Raw genomic sequence first — 3,433 nt, 5'->3', positions numbered from 1 at the left:
TGACGAAGAGGTTCAGCGTCTGGGGCAGCAGGCCCGGCTGCCTGCGGAAGAGCAGAGCCGAGGACAGGATGTTGGCGAGTGGCTTCATAAGGCCCCAACCATCCTGAGGTCACGCAGGTGAGCTATCATCAATACCAACCTCCTGTGTGCTTCGACTGCGGAGCGACTCCAAGCTCTACTCCGCCACTTGCGATCTCGCCAAGTGCGAAGGCAGTGCCAACAGGCACAGGGTCAGCATTGCTGAACACCAAATGCCTGTTTGAAAATATGCCAGTTCCCCCTGCTTGGAACAAGGAGACGGACGTGGAGGCGTGCGTTTGTTGAAGGCGTCAGCTAAACGCTAACGATCCTGATTACGAAAAAAGCAGAAGGGATTCGGGAGGGCGTTCAAGGAGTAAACCGTGGCGAGAGCGGACACCAAAAGCATGACCACCCGCAAGGGATCGGCCACGTTCCTGCCCGTTGGCTGTTAAGGCTTGGGGGTACTCGACTGTGCCATCTGGATGTTCCAGGTGGCTGTGCACAACGCCACCGGCATGACTGTGCTCAGAAAAAAGAGGGGGAGAAACCTCATGATGGTCAGGGAGCACCCCAAAAGAGGCAGAAAGAAGCAGCGCAGCAACGAGCATTATGCAAAAGATGTTCGATGGTGAGCATGCTCGCTTTGACATTCTGCTCATTTACTTTGTTCCCTTGTTCCCGTCAACAACCCTTGTCCGCCTTAAGCCCGATCGAGCTATTCTGCCATGGGTGCTTGCGTGAGGCAATGCCCACGGCCATGCTGCGACAGACTCATCTTCGCTGGTCCGCAAAGGGACAGGCAGGTCACGCTGATGCCGAGATTGTTCAGAAAGACCATCTATCTGCTCCCATCCTGAATCGTGGTCTGAATGCCGGAGAATTGCTTGGCGATGATATCGGTGATGGCGTTGTACATGAGCGTGTTCTTGGCCATGGCGGCCATCTCTTTGTCCAGGTCAACCACGTCCTCACCGTAGACTACGCGGGGTTTGTATTCGGTGAGACCCTTCCCCTGGAAACCGTTGATGTCAAACTCCGAAGGCAGGTGACTCTCATCGGTGCGGGTCATCTTGCCACGAGCGTCCAGGTTGAGCGCAGATTGCAGGTCTTCCTCAAAGGCCAGGCTGCGCGGTTTGTAGTTGCGCGTGGTCACGTTGGCGATGTTGCTCATAACAACATTCTGACGCTGTAGACGCAGGTCCAGCACTTTATCCATCACTTGAATGTGATTCCCAAACAGACGTTCCATTGTTGCGGCTCCTTGCTTGCGGGTCGAAACTGGCAGGGTTTGATCCGTGGCCCAAAAACTCTACCACAAAGGTATGCAATTCTCATTCTAGTATTGCAATATGGGTGACTTGCCATAGATTCGGAATCCTGCGGCGGCCACGATTTTGTCTCGACATTCGACAGGCAGGCAACGCTTCCGAGGCCACCCTGTTGATGTTTCAATCCACGCCCCGCGGGGGATAGGTCAGTGCAAGCACCCCTGAGCTAGAGCGGAAACGTCGCTCCCCTTCGCCGTCGCACGAATACGTCTTACGGTGCGTCAAGGCGCGCGGCCATCCCATGTGCGCACTGGGCTGCGTACAATGACCGCGCACTGAAGCGCGCACCCTTCATGCCCAGATATACTCGCGAAGCCACCGCTGACCTGCTTCCCGAAACCTCGGGCCTTTCGGTGTGAAAATTCTCTCGGGTTTTGAAGATGCCCCCAACCTTGACGTCACGGGTAACCGAGGAAAGAAGGGCATCGCCCGATTCGTACTCGGTAGCGTGGCCCAGAGGTTCGTCGCCTAGGCGCCATGCTCCGTGCTGGTGGTGCTATAGAGTTCTACCTTCACGGCTAGACCACAAAAGCGAGAGGTCTCGCCGTACCCGTTTTTGAACACAAAAACGAGAAGGCCCCCGAAGGGGCCTTTGTCAGCCGCCCCGTTGGGGCGGGAGTGAGACTTGCGGGTTCGGGTCGATGCTGAACCATCCGTCCTTTTGCGCCCATCTCCCTTTTTAACCACCTGTTGGCGCGGGGAGAATGATTCCCCCCGGATACGCCAAGTTGTTTCTGAAGTTTTTTTGTTGGCTCTTGACTAGGAAAGCCACCAGTGAGCTGGTAGGAACCTAGGAATGACGCTACAAAACAAGTACATCCACCGCTCGAAAATTTCAGAGGCGAAAACCAGGCAGTTAGTGAAGCTTTTCGTTATTGATCTGACCGCCACGCAGCTCGCCCAGGTGACAGGCCTCAACCGCAACACGGTGAACCGAATCGTTGTCGGAATTCGGGAGCGCATCGCGGCGGCGTGCGAGGAAGAATCCCCTGTGAAAGGGGAAATCGAGGTCGACGAAAGTTACTTCGGACCGCGAAGAGTTCGGGGCGTCAAAGGTCGAGGCGCAAAGAAAAAGACGATTGTTTTCGGCTTATTCAAGCGGCATGGCTGTGTCTACACCCAGATCGTCTCTGACGTTTCCAGGGCCACCTTGCAGGCAATCATTCGTGGGCGCGTGGACCTGGAAAGCGTCATTCACTCCGATGGCTGGATGAGCTACAACGGCCTCGTGGACCTCGGCTACAAGAAGCATTTTCGGGTTCAGCACTGACCTGCCCCCCGAAACCTGGACCATTCAAAGTGAGAAAATTCTCAGTTAGGTTTGGCCAACCCCGAACCGGAGGATTTTCGCATGAAGAAGTCGCGGTTCACGGATTCGCAGATCGCCCTCATCCTGCGCCAGGCCGAAGAAGGGACGTCAGTGGAGGAGGTTTGTCGCAAGGCTGGCATCTCCGCCCAGACGTACTACCGCTGGCGCAACAGGTACGGCGGGCTCATGCCTTCGGAGATGAAGCGCCTGAAGCAGCTTGAGGAGGAGAACCAGCGCCTGCGGCGCCTGGTGGCGGACCTGGCCCTGGACAAGGAGATGCTCCAGGACGTCATCCGCCGAAAGTCATGAAGCCTGCGTTTCGCCGCGAGCTGGTGAAGCACCTGCAGGTGGTCTGGGGAGTGAGCATGCGGCGCGCCTGCGCCATCGTGGGCGGCTCCCGGTCCAGCCTGTACTATCGGCATAAGCGCGACACGCAGGCGGCTTTACGGCAGAGGATCCGGGAGATAGCCGAGACCAGGGTCAGGTGGGGCTACCGTCGCATCCACGTGCTCTTGCGCCGCGAAGGTTGGGTGATCAACGCCAAGCGCGTGCATCGTCTGTATTGCCTGGAGGGGCTGCAACTGCGCAACAAGACGCCCAAGCGCAAGGTCTCGGCCAAGCTGCGCAGTGACAGGACGTTAGCCAAGCGCCAGAATGAGGTCTGGGCCATGGACTTCATGAGCGACCAGCTCTTTGATGGCACTCGGCTGCGCATCCTGACCATTGTCGACGCCTTTACACGCTTTAGCCCGGCCATAGAAGCCAGGAAAAGCTA

1 protein-coding gene and 2 pseudogenes are annotated in these 3,433 nt (G+C 57.0%); 2 read left to right on the top strand and 1 reads right to left on the bottom strand.

Annotated features, from left to right (window positions below):
- Positions 1-859: 859 nt before the first annotated feature.
- A complete protein-coding gene (gene flgB, locus RDU24_RS15820) occupies positions 860-1,270 on the bottom strand; it encodes a flagellar basal body rod protein FlgB (RefSeq protein WP_308736747.1) in 411 nt (136 codons plus the stop codon).
- An 875-nt stretch (positions 1,271-2,145) separates the two neighbouring features.
- Here flgB and RDU24_RS15815 point away from each other — a divergent pair.
- A pseudogene (locus tag RDU24_RS15815) lies at positions 2,146-2,616 on the top strand (IS1595 family transposase); the annotation flags it as partial.
- Between the two features lie 84 nt (positions 2,617-2,700).
- Positions 2,701-3,433: pseudogene (locus RDU24_RS15810) on the top strand (IS3 family transposase); the annotation flags it as partial.

Source organism: Humidesulfovibrio sp. (assembly GCF_031082295.1).
In the GTDB taxonomy this organism is placed as follows: Bacteria; Desulfobacterota; Desulfovibrionia; order Desulfovibrionales; family Desulfovibrionaceae; genus Humidesulfovibrio.
This window is presented reverse-complemented; position numbering and strand designations above follow the sequence as displayed.

Bases quoted from the DNA above. Each gene is read 5' to 3' on its own strand.
- flgB (WP_308736747.1), bottom strand. From the start codon at position 1,270: ATGGAACGTCTGTTTGGGAATCACATTCAAGTGATGGATAAAGTGCTG.